Source organism: Corynebacterium aquilae DSM 44791 (assembly GCF_001941445.1).
Taxonomy (GTDB): domain Bacteria; phylum Actinomycetota; class Actinomycetes; order Mycobacteriales; family Mycobacteriaceae; genus Corynebacterium; species Corynebacterium aquilae.
The window spans coordinates 1,759,955-1,777,213 of record NZ_CP009245.1 but is presented as its reverse complement, the minus strand read 5'-3'; the positions used below and the strand labels follow the sequence as shown (position 1 = coordinate 1,777,213).

Annotated in this window: 13 protein-coding genes; 11 read left to right on the top strand and 2 right to left on the bottom strand. The window is 58.0% G+C overall.

Annotated features, from left to right (window positions below):
- Positions 1 to 11 precede the first annotated feature (11 nt).
- From CAQU_RS07520 to CAQU_RS07510, 3 genes are all read left to right on the top strand, one after another.
- The gene (locus CAQU_RS07520) at positions 12 to 2,408 is read left to right on the top strand and encodes an exo-alpha-sialidase (RefSeq protein ID WP_084562900.1); all 2,397 of its coding nucleotides are present in this window, start codon (positions 12 to 14) and stop codon (positions 2,406 to 2,408) included.
- 49 nt (positions 2,409 to 2,457) lie between these two features.
- Positions 2,458 to 3,942 carry an MFS transporter gene (locus CAQU_RS07515; RefSeq protein WP_245797229.1) on the top strand — a complete coding sequence of 495 codons (1,485 nt, stop codon included), beginning with the start codon at positions 2,458 to 2,460 and terminating at the stop codon, positions 3,940 to 3,942.
- A gap of 125 nt (positions 3,943 to 4,067) precedes the next feature.
- Positions 4,068 to 5,012 (top strand): DUF4862 family protein, encoded by a 945-nt coding sequence (locus tag CAQU_RS07510; RefSeq protein WP_211276111.1) that lies wholly within the window; start codon positions 4,068 to 4,070, stop codon positions 5,010 to 5,012.
- A gap of 52 nt (positions 5,013 to 5,064) precedes the next feature.
- On the opposite strand, the gene CAQU_RS07505 is transcribed toward CAQU_RS07510, so the two are convergent.
- Entirely contained in the window at positions 5,065 to 5,787 is a 723-nt protein-coding gene (locus tag CAQU_RS07505; protein WP_075726583.1) for a FadR/GntR family transcriptional regulator, read from the bottom strand.
- Between the two features lie 358 nt (positions 5,788 to 6,145).
- On the opposite strand from CAQU_RS07505, the gene CAQU_RS07500 reads away from it, so the two are divergent.
- From CAQU_RS07500 to nagB, 8 genes are all read left to right on the top strand, one after another.
- Positions 6,146 to 7,771 (top strand): ABC transporter substrate-binding protein, encoded by a 1,626-nt coding sequence (locus CAQU_RS07500; RefSeq protein WP_075726582.1) that lies wholly within the window; start codon positions 6,146 to 6,148, stop codon positions 7,769 to 7,771.
- 7 nt (positions 7,772 to 7,778) lie between these two features.
- Complete coding sequence (locus CAQU_RS07495; RefSeq protein ID WP_075726579.1) at positions 7,779 to 8,735, top strand: ABC transporter permease; 957 nt, start codon at positions 7,779 to 7,781, stop codon at positions 8,733 to 8,735.
- Entirely contained in the window at positions 8,735 to 10,690 is a 1,956-nt protein-coding gene (locus CAQU_RS07490; protein WP_075726577.1) for a dipeptide/oligopeptide/nickel ABC transporter permease/ATP-binding protein, read from the top strand. The genes CAQU_RS07495 and CAQU_RS07490 overlap by 1 nt, the downstream gene beginning before the upstream one ends.
- 3 nt (positions 10,691 to 10,693) lie before the next feature.
- Positions 10,694 to 11,785, top strand: coding sequence for an oligopeptide/dipeptide ABC transporter ATP-binding protein (locus CAQU_RS07485; RefSeq protein ID WP_084562898.1), 1,092 nt, complete (start codon positions 10,694 to 10,696; stop codon positions 11,783 to 11,785).
- Positions 11,786 to 12,202: 417 nt separating this feature from the next.
- Positions 12,203 to 13,138, top strand: coding sequence for a dihydrodipicolinate synthase family protein (locus CAQU_RS07480; protein ID WP_075726575.1), 936 nt, complete (start codon positions 12,203 to 12,205; stop codon positions 13,136 to 13,138).
- A gap of 125 nt (positions 13,139 to 13,263) precedes the next feature.
- Entirely contained in the window at positions 13,264 to 14,229 is a 966-nt protein-coding gene (locus CAQU_RS07475) for an ROK family protein (RefSeq protein ID WP_075726573.1), read from the top strand.
- 267 nt (positions 14,230 to 14,496) lie between these two features.
- On the top strand, positions 14,497 to 15,195 hold the full coding sequence (locus CAQU_RS07470) for an N-acetylmannosamine-6-phosphate 2-epimerase (protein ID WP_075726571.1): 699 nt from the start codon (positions 14,497 to 14,499) through the stop codon (positions 15,193 to 15,195).
- Between the two features lie 45 nt (positions 15,196 to 15,240).
- Entirely contained in the window at positions 15,241 to 16,029 is a 789-nt protein-coding gene (nagB, locus tag CAQU_RS07465) for a glucosamine-6-phosphate deaminase (protein ID WP_075726569.1), read from the top strand.
- A 135-nt stretch (positions 16,030 to 16,164) separates the two neighbouring features.
- Here nagB and CAQU_RS07460 read toward each other — a convergent pair whose 3' ends face one another.
- Positions 16,165 to 17,184 (bottom strand): hypothetical protein, encoded by a 1,020-nt coding sequence (locus CAQU_RS07460; protein ID WP_157108944.1) that lies wholly within the window; start codon positions 17,182 to 17,184, stop codon positions 16,165 to 16,167.
- Between the last annotated feature and the right edge of the window lie 75 nt (positions 17,185 to 17,259).

Genomic DNA, 17,259 nt, shown 5'->3' with positions numbered 1-17,259 from the left:
TTGGTTGAACAATGAAGATTAGTCGTAGAACGATCCTCAAAGGTTTTGCTGGTGCTACCGCAGCCATGGCGCTGCCGTCCCGCTGGCTGCCAGCATCTGCCGATGAGAAGCCTGCTCTAGGCGCAATTGCATCGGGTGAGTTTCGCATTGCTAAAGGCGAGCAAAAATCCCTGGCAGAATTCCTGAGTGCGTTAAGCAGCGAAAAGGAAGCAACCCTTGCATTCCGCTATCAACCGGATTCGGAAGCAAATGGGTCTCTAGTCACCGCGCGCAAGGGTGGTGAGGTGGTATTCGGCGTTGAATTACTTGATGGGCATCTCAAAGCCAGCGCTGACGATGCGTTTAGGTACCCGGTAGCGAGTGACCGTCGCGCCCACCTTGATCGGGGGACGCACTGTGTTGCCTTGCGTACGAGCGAACAGGGCACAGAAATTTTCCTAGATGGACAATTTGCCCACGCTACGACGCGGTTATTCGAAGATCGCATGGTGGCAGATGAACTTGTTGCTGGCGGCGGAGATTTTGCAGGCACGATTTCAGACATTCAGACATTCTCCCGTTCTCTAACAGATCAGGAGATTTCGAAGCTGAGCACTTTGCCTGAGGCTTTGGCGGAGTGGAATGAGGCTACGAAATGCTCTCCCGATGTAAAACTCGAAAACAGGATCGCGGACCTAGGTGACGTAGCGCAGCTTGTTGAAGGAACGGTTTTTGTTGAATTCTCAACGACCGACCAAAACGTTGTTTCGTTAATCAGCATCGGAGACGAAAAAGCCGACGCGACAGACCTTACTTTGGCCTTGAATAAAGGCGCCTTGGTCGTGGAGCATCGGGTCTCCAACAAGAATTCGATGAAGTTCACAGTGGCGGGCCAATGGGCAGATGGTGCCAAACACTCCGTATGTCTGACGACCTCACGATATGGATCGGTCGTTTATGCAGATGGAAGTGAAGTTGAGCGTCATTCCAATCCCGACTTCGTAGCCTCACTTGGTCAAGCCAACGGTCTGTGGCTGGGCGGCAACAAGGACGTGCATGGTGAAGAATGGAAGCTCGATGGCATCATCCACCGTGCAGCTATTTACAACCAGCCTTTCACCTGGCAACAGGTAGCGCAGCTATCGAACGAACCCATCATTTCTTCTGTGGCCCTTTTCGATCGTGGCTATGCAGGTTCGGCTAGCTACCGAATTCCGTCGCTTTTGCAGACACAAAGTGGCGTCCTTATCGCCTGTGCTGACCAACGGACGAGCAATCCCTACGACAGCCCCAACCATATTCAAACGGCGATGCGTCGGAGCCTTGACGGTGGTAAAACTTGGTCAGATTGTGAAGTAGTCATTTCTCAGCCAGGTCAGGGCCGCCAGGGCGCGTCGGTTATCGATACCGCGATGGTGCAAGACCGGAAAACCGGAAAAATCACGATCATGGTTGATCGCTTTCCCGGTGGCGGGGGACAAGCGAATGCCTCGGCTGGTACAGGTCATGACGAAAAAGGTCGGAAGTTAGTTTTCGGCAAAAACGGTGAAAAATACACCGTTGGCCGTGACGGCAAGGTCGAAGGCACAGACTTTGAAGTCGAGTCAGATGGGACGTTACTTCAGTCTGGTCGAAAAGTCGGAAACATTTACCTTGGCGATGGTCCTCTCAAGGAGCTTCGAACGTCATATATGACGATTGTCCAAAGCGCCGATGATGGCGCCACCTGGTCGGAGCCACGGGATGTGACTTTCGAGGTCAAAAAAGAGTGGATGAAGTTTCTTGGAACAGGTCCTGGTTCCGCAATTCAGCTCGAATCTGGGCGAATCCTTGTGCCCGTCTACTTCAACAACACCCGTTCCAGCGCAAATGTCTACAGCGCAGGTGTCCTAGTGTCGGACGATGGCGGAGATAGTTGGAGCTTTGGCGGATCCCCGAATGGTGATCTGGACCTTTCGAGCATGAATGACCGCAACCGCGCGGCGCATGAAGCTACGATCTGTCAGACTTCTGACGGCAAGGTTCACATGTTCATGCGAAATCTGGGACCAAAGGTTCTCCACTCGATCAGCGACGACGATGGTGACACCTGGACCAAACCAGTCCAAATCTCCTCTATTCCGGATATTTTCTCGCAGCCGAATTGCATTTCTCTGGGTGGGAGAGAAATTTTGTTCTCCAATGCCAGCCGCAGATTCCCGGGGGATTCTGGAAGAAGGAATGAGCGAGGCAGGGGAGTTCTCCGCTTGTCGCGTGACGGCGGCGAAACCTGGGAGAAGAACCGAGTATTCCGCCCTGACACTTATGTGTACTCCTCAATGGCAAAGCTCGACGATAACCAGGTTGGAATCCTGTGGGAAATGGAATGGGACGGAATCTACTACGCCCAGGTTCCAATTGATTGGGTAGAGCGAGGCTGCATGGCCTAGTGAATTCTGAAGCACACCCCAAAAATCATTCACAGAAAGTTTTGAACTCTTGAAAACAAAAAATGATCCACACGAAGTGGATATGAGCCTCCCCTGGTACAAGCAGCTGTCACGAGAAAAGTGGAAGGCATTTTTCGCAGCATGGCTCGGCGTCCTGCTTGACGGTTATGACTTTGTCCTCATCTCATTCGCGCTTCCTGCCATTCGCGATGCTTTCGGACTGACTCTGGTGCAGGCAGCATCCCTCGTTTCTGCTGCATTCGTTTCGCGCTGGATGGGTGGCCTAATCCTCGGAGCACTGGCGGACAAGATTGGTCGTAAACCAGCGATGGTCATCTCGATCTTCATGTTCGCTGCTGGCTCAATCGTGATGGCTTTCGCTCCAGGGTTCTTCGTGCTTTTCGTTTGCCGCCTGGTTATCGGTTTTGCAATGGCCGGAGAATACTCTTCCTCGGCAACCTACGTTATTGAGTCTTGGCCCAAGCACATGCGTAACAAGGCATCCGGCTTCCTGCTGTCTGGTTTCGCGTTCGGCGTGATTCTGGCGGCTCAGGTCAACCAGCACTTGACTGCCGCTGTCGAGGCTTGGCACCCGGGTTGGGGATGGCGCGCTCTCTTCCTGACTGGCATCATCCCGATCGTGGTCGCTATTTACATGCGAAAGAGCTTGCCTGAGGCAACGGACTGGGAGCAGAAGAAGAATGAGGTCCAGACCGAGAACAATGACATGCTCAATATCCTGTTCGGTGGCCCTCGTAAGGCCCTGAACATCGCCGGAGTCGTTGTTGCTGCAATTCTTTTGCTCGTAATCTTCTCCGAGCTTGCGGTGCCCGGTTACCTTATTGCTGCATTCGGTGTGATTTGCGCTGCGATCTTTATCGCCTTCATCTACCAGTTCGATCCGAAGCGCTGGGTTGTCGGCGTGGCGATTATGGTCACGATCTTTGCTTCCTTCATGTACACCTGGCCTATTCAGGGTCTTCTTCCGACCTACCTGAAGGACGTCGGAATGGATCCGGGAACTGTCTCTAGTGTGATTACTTTTGCTGGCCTGGGTAACGCCCTTGGCTACATCACCGCAGGCTTCATGGGCGACAAGTTCGGTATGCGACGTTGGTACGCATTGTCCTTGATCATCTCCCAGATTCTGGTATTCCCGCTGTTCATGCAAAACGGTAAGTGGGTCGCATTGGTTGCAGCGTTGCTGTTCTTTAACCAGATGTTTGGGCAGGGTGTGTCCGGCCTGCTTCCCAAGTGGGTTTCTTCCTACTTCCCGGTTGAGCGTCGTGCTGCGGGTCTTGGATTCTGCTACAACGTCGGTGCGCTCGGTGGCGCCGTTGGCCCTGTCTTGGGTGCGGCAATTGCGGGCCACTGGTCCCTTGGTGGTGCGCTTGCAGTTCTTTCGGTGGGCTTCGCAGGCATCGTGATTGCTTCCATCGGCCTGAACCTTCCGAAGAAGTTGCAGCACATGGTTGATCCATCTGCAGTTCGACCCGAAGATGGAAACGACGAAATTATCAATGCTGTTGAGTAGGCCCTAGCGGCTCAAAACAGATTGCATTAGATGTGAGGATCCCCTTGAATGTCGCGGAAGTGTCAAAGCGATGGCAAGGGGATTCCGTCTTTTCAACACCTAAATCTGTCCAGAAAGGATAAGAAATGACCGAAAAAGGTTTGAACGTTCCGTTTGTAGTGGGTGCGTATGCATCGCAGCCTCAGGACGACGATGGACAAAGGCAGTACTACGACCTCCTGGCGCAAAGCGGATGGGTCGCGGGTTTGGAGGTTCCCTTCCCCGGGCAAATGAGAGATTCTGCCTCGAGGGATTTCCTCGGATCACTTATGCAAGATCGGTTTGTGCACAGCGTCGTAACGGCGATTCCAGGAACCATGGTTAACGTCTGGGATGATCCGACCTTCGGATTGGCGAGCCCCGACCAGACGGGGCGCGAAAAAGCGATGGATTTCGTTCGTGAGTTAAATGCCGCTGTCTTGGACATGGAAGGAAAGTTTGGGCACTTGTTTGATGCCGTTGCTCTTCATTCGGCTCCGACCAATTTGTGTGAGCCGGAGTTTTTCGAGGAGTCTTTGCGTGAAATCCAGAGTTGGAACTGGAATGAGGCCCACATCGTAATTGAGCACTGTGATGAAAAGGTGCTTGATGGTGATCCGAATGGTCGCGATCACCAACCTGAGAAAGGTTTCCTTTTCCTGGAGGATGAGGTAGCGATCGCGAAAAAGCTGGGGCTGAAAGTATCCCTGAACTGGGGACGTTCTGCGGTCGGCAGCAGGGGTGATGTAGCCCCCAACGAGCACATTCGCTATGTTGCTGATTCGGGTGTCTTGGCTGGCGTGCTGTTTAGTGGTGCTAGCCCAGAGGAGACGATTTACGGTCCGGTGTGGATCGATGGTCACCTACCGCTGTCTACCGATGAGTCTGCGAGCCTTATGACTCCACAGCAGGTGATCGAGGGGGCGTCTTTGGCTCATGGCGCTGCCTACTTGGGAGCAAAGTGTTGTGTTCCGAAGGATGCTGATTTGAGCCAGCGTCTTTTGATGCTCCATAACATTTATGATGCTGCTGTTACGGGCTTTGGACGGTAGCTAGAACCTGAAACGGTGTGTGAGGTGCTCTTGAGTACCTCACACACCGTTTTTACTTGTTAGTGGCTGATGAGACGTGTTCCGACAAGCGTCGACGAATGATGTCGAAATGGCGAGTTACCGCGAAAGCAGCTGCGTCAGCGTCTCGGGCCTCGATGGCATTGACGATGTCAGCATGGCGGCGCACCGACTCTGAAGCGGGTGCCGTGCCGGCGGGGCCGAGGTCGACTGTCTGATAGACATCGAAGAAACTGCCGAGTAGGGGAGTAACCAGGCTGTTGCCTAGGGACTGGTAGAGACCGGTGTGGAAGCTTCGGTCATGTTCCGGTGAAATGTCTCCGTGTTCATCGGCGTCTCGTTGCATAGAGAGCAGAGCGATCCGGGCTGGTGTGAGGTCAATGTTGGGGATAATGCAGAGTTGCCGTGCGAGCCCCTGCTCAAGGATTTCGCGTAGTTGCACGGTTTCGAATAGCACGGTACATCCGTCCTGGAGTCCGCGTTGGGCGCCGAAGCTTAGCTGGGCAGTCAACGCATCCAGGGAGGTGTCGGCCACGAAAGTGCCATGTCCTCGCTTAATGGTGACGATACCCATGGTTTCCATGACCTTTAAGGCCTCGCGCACACTTGACCTGGATGCGCCGGTAATTTCAACTAACTGCGCTTCAGTGGGGATGGGGTCCCCTGCGTCCAGGCCCTCTTGGATGATGTATTCGGTGATTTCGTCCCTGATTTGTTCTGCGAGTGTTTTCCTGGGGATGCGTCCTTGATTTTTCATGATCGATTCCTTCCAGGATGGTCGTTCCGTGCCGCAAGGGTGGGTAAGGTGCCACCATTGGCTATCTTATAGCTTTCCTCGGGAAAAGTCTGATGTTTTACATTCGGCCGTAGATTGTGCTTGGTAACACTTTCGTCAACGAGTGTGAATTACGCCCTTTGTTGTGCAAGACTGGAAATGACCGACATCAGATGTCTAATTGATATTTGGTCGCGGAGGCGGTTTGTTTCTGAACCGCACGTTTTCACCCGATTGCTAAACCGTTTGCAGGGTCGCTAAATGTTTCGGCGCGTGTACTGTGTGCGACTTGTATCGGCGTGAAAACCCCCAAAGTCCCTCACACAAGGAGGTCGACAACATGTCGAACACCGAGAAGTTCATCCCCACCAACCCGCTTGCTCGCCGCAGCTTTTTGAAGGCCCTGGGCGCGGTTGGTGTAGTCGGCGCAGGCTCCAGCCTGCTCGCCGCCTGTGGCGGCGGCTCGTCCGACTCTGATTCGAAGCCCGCCGCCGGCGGCGAAGGCAAGGAAGGCGGCGAGATCCCCGCTTTCTACGCGTTCTCCCTTTCCGGCTCCTTTGACCCGGCACAGGCTTCTTCCGCCGTTGGCGTGCCTGCCATCTGGCACATCATGGAAGGCATCACCGACCTGTCTGCTGCCGACCGCAAGCCTTATGCTGCGCTGGCAAAGGAAATGCCCAAGCAGGTTGACGACACCACCTGGGAAGCAGAGCTGCGCGACGGCGCTGTCTTCCAGGACGGCAACCCGGTGACCACCGAGGACGTCGTGTGGTCGTTCAAGCGTGTCTTGGATCCGGAAACCAAGTCCCTGCTGGCTCCGTTCCTGGCCTTCCTTAAGGAGGTCGAAGCAGTCGACGACAAGAAGGTTCGCTTTACTCTGCACTACCCCTACGCAGACTTCCTCGAGCTGATCACCGTCGTCAAGGTGGTGCCGAAGGCACTGACCGACACTGCCGACAAGCTTGAGGAGTTCAAGGCAAAGCCGATCGGTTCCGGCCCCTACAAGCTGGTTTCTGCCGAGTCCGCACTGGTCGTCATGGAGAAGTTCGACGGCTACAACGGCTCCCAGAAGGCATACGCCGACAAGCTGACCTGGAACTGCTCCACCGAGGGTTCTGCCCGCGTGTCCGCGCTGCAGTCCGGCTCCGCTGACGCCATTCAAAACGTTCCGTTCCTCAACGTTGACACCGTCAAGTCCACCGCTACCGTGGCTGACGAGCAGGGCTTCAACCTGGCCTTCCTGATGTTCAACTGCTCCGCAAAGCCCTTCGACGACGTGCGCGTCCGTCAGGCTCTGTTCTACGCACTGGACATGGAGCAGATCGTCAAGGTCGCAGCCAACGGCTTCGCCACCCCGGCCACCTGCTACCTGGATGACGCAAACCCGTCCTACCAGAAGGCCTCCACGGTTTACTCCCACGATCCGGACAAGGCAAAGTCCCTGCTGAAGGAAGCTGGTGTGGACAGCCTCGACTTCGAGCTGGTCACCACCGACGTCGCTTTCGTCAAGGCTGCCGGCCCGATCATCCAGTCCAACTGGAAGGAAATCGGCGTCAACGTCACCCTGAACACCCTGGCTTCCGCCGCGGTGTACCAGAACGAGGTGCCTAGCGATAAGTTCCGCGCCCTGCTGGCCTCCGGTGACCCGTCCATCTACGGTTCCTCCGCCGACCTGCTGCTGCGTTGGTACTACGCTTCCGACACCTGGATGGGCGACCGTGCTCGCTTCGCTCAGGACCCGGAGTTCAACATCATCAAGGGCAAGCTGGACGAGGCTTCCCAGGAGCAGGACGACTCCAAGCGCGAAGCACTGTACAAGGAAGTGTTCGACGCTGTTGCACAGCAGGTGCCGCTGTACCCGCTGTTCCACGTCAAGAACATCACCGCATGGAACGAGAAGCAGATCGAAGGCTTCAAGCCGTCCCCGTCTAACGCTCTCGTCTTCCTCAACGTAAAGAAGGTCTAGTCCCGCCATGGCAGCGATGATCAAACTCATCCTGCGGCGAATCGCCCTCATGGTGCCCATGTTTTTGGGCGTCACATTGCTCGTATTCGTCGTGATGGAGTTTTCTCCCGTCGATCCGGCCCGCTCCGCCTTGGGCGATGCGGCTTCGGAAGCACAACTCGACGCTTTCCGCGAAGCTAACGGTCTTAATGACCCGGTCGCGGTGCGCTATGTGACCATGTTGAAAAATCTGACTCACTTGGATTTTGGGCACACATTGCCGCCGCAAAAGGATGTTGGCGAGGTTATTAAGGGCGCGTTGCCCATCACCGCACAAATTGCCGGTGTGGGTCTGCTTATTGCAGTTATCACGTCCGTGATCCTCGGCACCATCGCTGCCCTCTACCGGGATCGCTGGGTGGATCAAGTCATCCGCCTGGTGAGCCTTCTGGGCGTCAGCCTTCCGACTTTCTGGCTTGCGATCCTCATGATCCAGCAGTTCTCCGTCGGACTGGGCTGGCTGCCCTCCGGTGGCTTCGTGCCACTGAGCGTCAACCCCGAGGCATGGGCAAAGTCCATCATCATGCCGGCCGTGTCGGTCGCGGTGGTGGTCGCCGCCTCCCTGACCCGTATCGTGCGTACCTCCGTGGTGGAAGAACTCGACCGCGATTATGTGCGCACTGCGGTCGGGTCGGGCGTGCCCTACCCGGTGGTTGTCGCAAAAAATGTGATGCGCAATGCGCTCATTAACCCCCTGACCGTGCTGGGCCTGCGTATCGGCATGCTCATCGGTGGCACCGTGGTGGTCGAAGCCATCTTCACCATCCCCGGCATGGGATCTGTGATCCTGCGTGCCGTCACCACCGGCGACACCAACCTGGTGCAAGGCGCCGTGCTCACCATCGCCCTCGTGTTCATGGTCGTCAACCTCATCGTTGACATCCTGTACGCGGTCGTGAACCCCCGCATGAGGAGTGGTCACTAATGCGAAAGAACCTTGCCAATAGGCTGTCTAGCAAAAAGGTCAGCTTCAAACGTCCCAACGTTCCCACCATCATTGCGTTCACCTTCGTGGCCATCGTTGTGTTCGTTGGATTCTTCGGTCGCCAACTGGCGCCCTTCGGCCCCCTCGAGTTTGTCGGCGCCCCCGGTAACCCGCCGAACTCCGAAATGCTCATGGGCGGCGACTCCCTCGGCCGAGACGTTTTCTCCCGACTCCTTGTCGGCACCCGCTGGTCGCTGATCATTGGTTTCGGTGCTACTGGCCTGGCGCTGATTGCAGGATCCATTCTGGGCTCCATCGCCGGCACCAGCCACAAATACGTCGACGAGTTCGTCATGCGCACCTTGGACGTCATTATGGCGTTCCCCGGTATTGCGCTGGCAGCCGTCTTGGTGACCGTCTTCGGTAACTCGATTGGCGTCATCGTCGTTACCATCGCCTTCCTGTACACCCCTTCCGTTGCGCGTGTGGTTCGTGCCAACGTGATGGCGCAATACTCGGAAGACTATGTGGCCGCTGAACGGGTTCTCGGCGCCACCAAACCCCACATTCTTATTAAGCACGTCGCCCGCAACATTGCCGCCCCGGTGCTGGTGTTCGCCACCGTCATGGTGGCAGATGCCATCGTTTTCGAGGCATCGCTGTCCTTCCTGGGCGCGGGCATTCAGCCCCCGAACCCATCCTGGGGTTCTGTCATTAACGACGGTAAGGAACTGGTTGCCGCCGGTGCCTGGTGGGCTACCTTCTGGCCTGGCATGCTGATCCTGGCTACGGTGCTGGCCCTGAACATTGTCGCTGAGGGTATTTCCGACGCGTGGGCTTCGGCCGGCGCTTCGAAGGCCGGCAGCGCATCGGTGGCCGACACCAAGGTACGTGAGCTGACCGAAAAGCCGGAAGGAACCACCTTTGAGGTTCCCGGCGTGGATCTGGCCGGCAAGCGCATCGCCGCCAACGCCCGCGTTGTTCCCGATTCGGACACCGTGATCGATGTACAAAATCTTTCCATCGGTTTCCCCGCACGCTACGGCGATACCAATGTGGTTCACGACGTGAGCTTCTCCGTTCGCCGCGGCGAGATCTTCGGCCTGGTCGGCGAATCGGGTTCCGGTAAGTCTTTGACCACCTTGACGATCATGGGTCTGCAGGCTTCCACCGCGAAGGTCACGGGCAAGGTCGTGTTCAACGGTCGAGACATCACAGACCTGACGTTGAAGCAGCGCCAAAATATTTTGGGTCGCGAGATCGCGATGATTTACCAGGATGCCTTGGGCGCACTGAACCCCTCGATGAAGATTAGTGCTCAGCTTGACCAGTTGATCAAGCGTGGTGGCACCCGCGGAAAAGAAGAGCTCATGCAGCTGGTGGGCTTGCCTCCGGAGCGCATTTTGAACTCCTACCCGCACGAGTTGTCCGGTGGTCAGCGTCAGCGTGTCGTGATCGCTATGGCGCTGAGCCGTGACCCCTCGCTGATCATCGCCGACGAGCCGACCACCGCCCTGGACGTGACGGTTCAGGCACAGGTGATTGAGCTGCTGGTTGATCTGCAAAAGAAGCTCGGCTTCGCGCTGATTCTGGTGTCCCACGACCTGGCTTTGGTGGCGGATACCGCCGACCGGGTGGCTGTGCTGTACGGCGGTCGCATTTGCGAAACCGGCGATACCGCAGAAGTGATTGGCAACCCGCGCCACCACTACAGCCGTGGCCTGTTGGCTTCCGTGCTGTCGGTGGAGCACCACGCTGATGTGCTGAGCCAGATCCCTGGCACGGTTCCCCCGCCGTCGGAGTTCCCGGCTGGCTGTCGTTTCGCTGGCCGCTGCCCCCTGGCCACCACGAAGTGCGCGGCAGAGTTCCCCGCCATCACTGGAGCGGACAACCACCAGGTTGCGTGCCACTACCCGGAGCCTGCGACGCAGGTCGCGGAAGCAAAGCAGGTGTAAGCGATGAGCAGTGCAAAAAACATCATCAACGAAACCGCACAGGTCGCCCGCGGCGAAGAACTCGTCCGTGTGGAACACATGGACGTCATCCACAAGGTGCAGGGCAAAGGCTTTGCCGCCTCGCAACTATTCGCCAACCGGGATGTGAACCTATCCATCGCTAAGGGCGAGACCCTTGGTGTGGTGGGCGAATCTGGTTGCGGTAAGTCCACCCTCGGCAAGGTGCTCGTCGGTCTGCAAGACGCCACCAATGGTTCCGTCTTTATCGACGGTGTCGACGTGACCAAGTTGCGCGGCCGAAAGAAGCGCAATTTCTTGGGCTCGCGCGTGTCGATGATTTTCCAGGATCCTTCCACCGCGTTGAACCGTCGCATGCCGGTGCTCGACATCGTGCGTGACCCTTTGGATGTGCACAAGGTCGGTAGCTCCAAGGAGCGTCAAGAACGCGCCCTGGATCTGCTGGAAAAGGTGGGTCTGCCCCGCAGTACCGCCAGCGCTTTGCCGGCGCAGTTGTCTGGTGGTCAGCGCCAGCGTGTGGCTATTGCCCGTGCTTTGGCGGTGCGTCCTGACATTTTGATCGCGGATGAACCAACGTCCGCGCTGGATGTGTCGGTGCGCGCCCAGATTCTCAACCTCCTGCTGGAATTGAAGGAGGAAATGGATCTGACGATGGTGTTTATCTCCCACGATATCTCCACCGTGAAGCGTATTTCGGACAACATTGCCACGATGTATCTCGGTCGCATCCTGGAACGCACTCCAGCCTCCACGCTGCCTGAGGGCGGACGGAATCCGTACACCCGCGCATTGTTCTCCGCGGCTCCATCGCTGATTCGTGACGCGGATCCGATTCCGCTGCAGGGACGTGTGCCCAGTGCGGTGAATCCTCCCAGCGGTTGTCCTTTCCGTACTCGCTGCTGGTCTGCCTCGGACGATTGTGCACAGTCGATGCCGGATTTGGCGAGTGTGCCCGATGGTACTCACGCCCACTTGGTGGCGTGCCACCACCCCTTGGCTCCCAACATGACCGATACGGAGGTTCGTGCTTTGGCGGCGCGGGCGCCGGTCGATGTGGAAGAAGCACATTTGGGGTAATAGCTCAGAGTGCATAGCCGTGTGGACTATTGGTGTGCGGTAAGCGAAAATTAATAAACATTGAATGTTTGGTCACAACGCCGCGGCGGATGTGACACAAAACATAATTAAAGTTTTTTCGCCACTGCCAGCCAGTTTTCTTCACGGCTTTGCGCTATCGGTCGGGTGATGTGCTTTTTGGGCCCCTGGGCCTGTGGGGGTGGGGCCGGTTTCTTGTATTCTCAAATCATAAAGAAACATCAGATGTCTGATGTTTCCAACTCTGTTGAATTCGAGTTCTTTGTGGCTTGAATGTTGGACAGTTCAGTTCGCACCAAGTGCGATTTCCATCATTTACCATTTCCCCAGTTTGGCCCGTTTGTCTTTGAGGGTGGCCGAAGGGGCAAGTGGTTTAAAAAAGAAAGGACGCTGCTAGAAATGGCTGCTCCCGCATTTACCGGCGTTATTCCCCCCGTTCTCACGCCCTTCACCGCCGACTACACCGTGGATGAGGCGACGCTTGCTAAGCAGGCAGAGCGCATGATTGAGGCTGGCGTCGACGGGCTATTTGTTCTCGGCTCCTCCGCTGAAGTTGTTTTCCTTACTCGCGCGCAGCGTCGCGTGGTGATCGACACTGTGGTCAAGGCTGCTCGCGGCCGCGTCCCGGTGATCGCTGGTGTCATCGACACCACCACCCCGCGCGTTGCTGAGCACGTTGCCGATGCCGTCGAGTTGGGGGCGTCCGGTTTGGTGGCAACCGCACCGTTTTATGTGCGCACTCACCCCAATGAGATCCTGACCCACTTCCGCATGATTCATGACATGGCTCCGCAGCTTCCGCTGTACGCCTACCAGATTCCGGTGAGTGTGCATGTCACCCTGTCTGAAGGGCTGCTATTGCAGCTGGCTGAGGAGGGCGTGATCAGTGGCGTGAAGGATTCCAGTGGTATCGACGGCGCTGCCCGTTCGTTGATTGAGGCCCGCAACGCGCGCGGCCTGACCGATTTCAAGGTTTTGACCGGTTCGGAAACCACTGTTGATCTGAACTACTTCTTCGGCGCCGATGGCGTCGTCCCCGGTTTGGGCAACGTTGACCCGGCAGGTTACGTCCGCTTGGCGCGAGCTGCTGCCGCTGGTGATTTCCTCGCAGCTCGTGCAGAGCAGGAACGCCTCAACAAGCTTTTCCGCATCGTCTTCGTCGGTGACGGCGCCCGTATGGGTGGATCCTCGGCCGGTTTGGGCGCTTTCAAGGCTGCCCTGGTGCACCTCGGTGTCTTCGCCGATGGCCGTATGGCCCCGCCGCACACCCCGTTGAACAACGATGAGCTGGCACAAATTCACGCGATCGTTGATGAAGCAAAGATTGATCGCTGATTTGTGAGTCCTACTCCGTGAAGAGACGAGTTTCGCTCAGTGTCAATCACAACCATTGGAATATGTGTTGGCGAAACTCGTCCTTTTGCTTTCCCCACCTTTGCGATTTTTGAGGAGATCTGGCAATGACCAAACGCTCAGGCTTGTTCGACCACTTTAGGGAATCAGCTTGCTTTATCGCTGTTGATATTGGAGGCACCAAGATCGCCTCCGGCGTGGTTGCTGCCGTGGAACCCACCTCGATTCTTTTTCGCCAAACCCGGCCGACCCGCGCCAAAGAAGGGGCAGACATCGTCTTGTCTGAAGTGCTTGTCGCGGTAAAGGATGCGATCGCATCGGCCCGGGCCAAAGGCTTGGACCCGATCGCTATTGGTATCGGCGCACCAGGTGTGGTTGACCCAAAGGCCGGCCGCATTGTTTACGCAGGACCCACCATGCCTGGCTGGGCGGGCACTGATTTGTCGGCCACCATCAGGGAAGCGACCGGGCTGCCAGTAGCCATCCAGAACGATGTGCGAGTGATGGGCCTGGGGGAGGCGACTTTCGGTGCTGGTCGCAATTTCACCGAGGTGTTGTTTGTCAGCATTGGTACTGGCATCGGCGGAGCCATCATTCGTGATGGTCTCCTGCAGGATTCCCCGCACCACAGTCGCGGTGAAATTGCCTACGCGCCCTGCCCGGATCCTCAAGGCCGGTACTCCACCTTGGAAGAGGTTGGTGCCGGGCCGAAGCTTTCGGTCGCGTATTGTCGCGCCCAGGGGCTTTCGCCTGAGGCGTTGGCGTTGCCGGCGGTGATGGAGCGCTATCACGCAGGCGACCGGCTCGCGGTCGAGGTGATTACCGAGCGCATGTACTGCGTGGGCCGGGGGCTTGCGGGTCTGCTTGCAGCCCTTGATGCCGACGCGGTCATCCTGGGTGGGGGAGTAGGCACCCTGGGGACTGTCATTGAGGAACCTTTGCGGCGAGGCTTATCCGAAAACTTGCTGCCGGCATTGGCCGATATTCCCCTCGTGGTGGCCAATTTGCGCACCGATGCCCCGCTGGTGGGTGCTGCGGTGCTGGCTGCCCAGGCAGTGCGCGACAACGGATAGTCATGTTGGCGCGCGGCGGTGAATGCGGGTGGAAAGGTTTCTGCGTCGCAGCCCGGGCAAAAAGGACTACAGTAGTAAACATCTGATGTTTCGCGGTGGCGGTGAGGAAAACGCCCAAAAAATCCCGTCATCGCCCACAAGTGCATAACAGCTTTTGTCTGCGCGACCAGCTCGCGCGCGGGCCGGTGCGATCCCGCACGGCACCCCACCACCTGCCATCGGGGCAGTGCGCACCGACGGCCCCTTAAACGAAAAGAGAATCCCACCATGAACCTCGCTCAGTTCCGTTCCCAAGTCCAGGGCACACTGATTGTGTCCGCCCAGGCACCCGACGGGCACCCCTTGCGCGACACCAACACCATCGCCCACCTGGCAGCCGCAGCCGAAGCCGGCGGCGCGAGCGCCATCCGCTGCGGCGGCTACGGCGGTCTCGACGACATCAAGGCCGTTGCCCAAGCGGTGAAGGTTCCCGTCATCGGTTTGACCAAGGAAGGCGACACCGGCGTCTACATCACGCCCACCGTTGCTTCCGCCCGCGCTGTTGCCCAGGCCGGCGCCGACGTGGTTGCCGTCGACGCCACGTTGCGCCCCCGGCCCGACGGCTCCAGTTTCGCCGACATGGTGACCGCCGTCCACGAGGAAGGCAAGCTGATCATGGCCGACATCGCCACCCTGGAGGAAGCCGTGGCCGCTCACCGCGATGGGGCAGACATCATCTCCACCACCCTGGCTGGCTACACCGAGGACCGCCCCAAGACCCCAGGGCCCGACCTGGAATTGGTCATCGAGATCCGCAAAGCCATCGGTGCCCAACCCCTGCTATCGGCAGAAGGCCGCTACCACACCCCGGAACTGGCCGCGGAAGCCATGCGCCTCGGCGCCGACACCTGCATCATCGGAACCGCAATCACCGACGTATCCTTCGTCACCAAGCAGTTCGCCACCGCAGTCGAAGCCGCGAAATAGCACCACCATTCGACACCGACAACTACACGTCAAGGAGAGTTTTTCGTGGAAGTCATTATCTGCCCCGACGCCGAGGCTGTCGCGCGCACCGCTGCCGACCTTTTCGCCACCTACATCACGCGCGATACCTGCACCCTTGGGCTAGCCACCGGGTCCACCCCGGTCGCCACCTACAAGGAACTCATCCGCCGCTACGAGGCGGGGGAGTTGTCCTTCAAAAACCACCAGGCCTTCCTGTTGGATGAATACGTGGGGCTCGACCGCGATCACGAGCAGTCCTACTACCGCACCATCCGACGCGAACTGACCTCCCACATCGACATCGATGACAACCGGGTGCATTCCCCCAACGGTATGAGCGAAAACCCCTCTGAGGCTGGTCGCGCCTACGACGACGCGATCAAAGAAGCCGGTGGAATTGACCTGCAGCTGCTGGGCATCGGCACCGACGGCCACATCGGATTCAACGAGCCCGGCTCCTCCCTGGTGTCGCGCACCCGCTTGAAGACCCTGCACCCCCAAACCATCAAGGACAACGCGCGCTTTTTCGGCTCCCCCGAAGACGTGCCCATCCACGTGTTGACCCAGGGGCTGGGCACCATCAGCGAAGCCCGCCACCTGCTGCTGCTCGCCACCGGGGAAGGCAAAGCCCAAGCCATCGCCGACACCGTCGAAGGCCCAGTAGCCGCCGTATGCCCCGCCAGCATCCTGCAGCTGCACCCCCACGCCACCGTCATCGTCGACGAAGCCGCGGCCTCCAAACTCAAACTGGCCCGCTACTACCGCTACGCCTACGACAACAAGCCCGAATGGCAGCAGATCCAAAAAGCCTGACTCCATAAACCACAACCCACAAGTCACCCACGCCGTCGCACACGGCAAAGCGCCGCAACCCCCAACACAACGATAGGGGCTGCGGCGCTTTGAACTGACCGGGGTGCGTTGAAGCACACCGGTGAACAACACCTCTTACTCGGCGGCAGGCTCTGCAGCAGCTGTGGCTGCCGGAATCTCGTACTGCACAAACGACGCCTCCCAAGGGCGGGTGCCACGGGCATCAACATAAGGCACCGACGCCAACGTCGCCCGGCCCGACTGCTGCAGCGCATAACGACGCCACGCCGGCGAATCAGCCTCAGCAGCCTGCGTAAACCACATCAAAACCTCGTTCGTGTGTGCCAGCTCCGTGGCAGACAACGCCGTACCAGAATCCACCGGGGTCGGAAACTCCGTGAACTCATAGCCTGCAGCCTCCACCGGAATATCCACCGCCGACAACCCCGGAGCCTTCTGCAACACCTCAGTCATATCGGCCGCCACCTCACGGTGCTCACCAATCGAAGCCGCAATCTGCTCCTTCAACCCCGGCTCCGCATAGGCCTCCGCCACCGTCAACCCATACAACACGGAATACACATACGACAGCGCATCCTTCGCGGACAACACATCAGCCTGGTCAGAAAGCTCAAAGGAAGAATCCAACACCGGCTGCTGCCCGCCGAGCATCACATCCTCGGCATACAGGCGCACCACCAGCGGCATCGAAGACTTCTCCAAGGCAGCAGAATTATCCACGATGCGTGTGGCCGCATTCGCCATGATCGCCTCAGGCTCACCCGAGATGTTCTTCCCCAACTGAGAAATCTCCTCCTGGCTGGGGCGCACCGGAGCACAAGAAGCAATAACGGTGCCGGAGGAATCCGTACCGCACAAACGCTCGGCCTCGCCAAAGAAAGCATCGGCCTGACGCTGCGCAATCGCTGCTAAATCCGGGCGTTTGGCCTGCAACGCCTCCGCATCAGCCAGCGCATACGTTCCCAGAATCGCCAAAGTGGGATCCGGGGCGCGCTCCGGCGCAATGTCACACGCCGACAACACAACAGCAGATGCCGCCAGCACCACCACGCCACTCCGGGCACAACGCGAAGCACCCCGGAGGGATTGCTTACTGGGGCTTAAAGAACTGCTACTGGTTAACGACGTCATCACAGACAGGAAGTCTACGGCACAGCGTGAACACACCACACCCGCGACAGACCGCGACAGACCAAGCCCTGCCACAGC

What these genes read in the sequence shown, in the direction of transcription:
- CAQU_RS07520 (WP_084562900.1), top strand. Translation starts at nt 12, where the DNA reads ATGAAGATTAGTCGTAGAACGATCCTCAAAGGTTTTGCTGGTGCTACC.
- CAQU_RS07510 (WP_211276111.1), top strand. Translation starts at nt 4,068, where the DNA reads ATGACCGAAAAAGGTTTGAACGTTCCGTTTGTAGTGGGTGCGTATGCA.
- CAQU_RS07505 (WP_075726583.1), bottom strand. Translation starts at nt 5,787, where the DNA reads ATGAAAAATCAAGGACGCATCCCCAGGAAAACACTCGCAGAACAAATC.
- CAQU_RS07500 (WP_075726582.1), top strand. Translation starts at nt 6,146, where the DNA reads ATGTCGAACACCGAGAAGTTCATCCCCACCAACCCGCTTGCTCGCCGC.
- CAQU_RS07495 (WP_075726579.1), top strand. Translation starts at nt 7,779, where the DNA reads ATGGCAGCGATGATCAAACTCATCCTGCGGCGAATCGCCCTCATGGTG.
- CAQU_RS07490 (WP_075726577.1), top strand. Translation starts at nt 8,735, where the DNA reads ATGCGAAAGAACCTTGCCAATAGGCTGTCTAGCAAAAAGGTCAGCTTC.
- CAQU_RS07485 (WP_084562898.1), top strand. Translation starts at nt 10,694, where the DNA reads ATGAGCAGTGCAAAAAACATCATCAACGAAACCGCACAGGTCGCCCGC.
- CAQU_RS07480 (WP_075726575.1), top strand. Translation starts at nt 12,203, where the DNA reads ATGGCTGCTCCCGCATTTACCGGCGTTATTCCCCCCGTTCTCACGCCC.
- CAQU_RS07475 (WP_075726573.1), top strand. Translation starts at nt 13,264, where the DNA reads ATGACCAAACGCTCAGGCTTGTTCGACCACTTTAGGGAATCAGCTTGC.
- CAQU_RS07470 (WP_075726571.1), top strand. Translation starts at nt 14,497, where the DNA reads ATGAACCTCGCTCAGTTCCGTTCCCAAGTCCAGGGCACACTGATTGTG.